Source organism: Affinundibacterium seohonense (assembly GCF_014284305.1).
Taxonomy (GTDB): Bacteria; Pseudomonadota; Gammaproteobacteria; order Burkholderiales; family Burkholderiaceae_D; genus Undibacterium; species Undibacterium seohonense.
The window spans coordinates 1-255 of sequence record NZ_JACOFW010000126.1 but is presented as its reverse complement, the minus strand read 5'-3'; the positions used below and the strand labels follow the sequence as shown (position 1 = coordinate 255).

The following is a 255-nucleotide window of genomic DNA, read 5'->3' as shown; positions in this document are numbered from 1 at the left end:
CAATCTTGCGATCAATCGTGAAATTCATCAAGGAACCAACGCAACTGTCGCGAATTGAACGTGAGTTTGTGACCGGCGATCCAACGATTATTCGTGCTGCACTATTCCACTTGCTGCACCAGGGACTCTTAGCTGCCCCATCTTTGCATGTAGAGCCATTCTCCTATCTGACTTACTTCGAACCCACTGGAGGTGTGTTATGAATCGACGTTGTCTAGCGTTTCAAAACATGGAATTGGATCTCTGGCCTGTGGT

Annotated in this window: 1 pseudogene; it reads left to right on the top strand. The window is 47.5% G+C overall.

From position 1 onward, the window contains the following. Positions 1-203: pseudogene (locus H8K52_RS20840) on the top strand (hypothetical protein); the annotation flags it as partial. Positions 204-255: the final 52 nt, after the last annotated feature.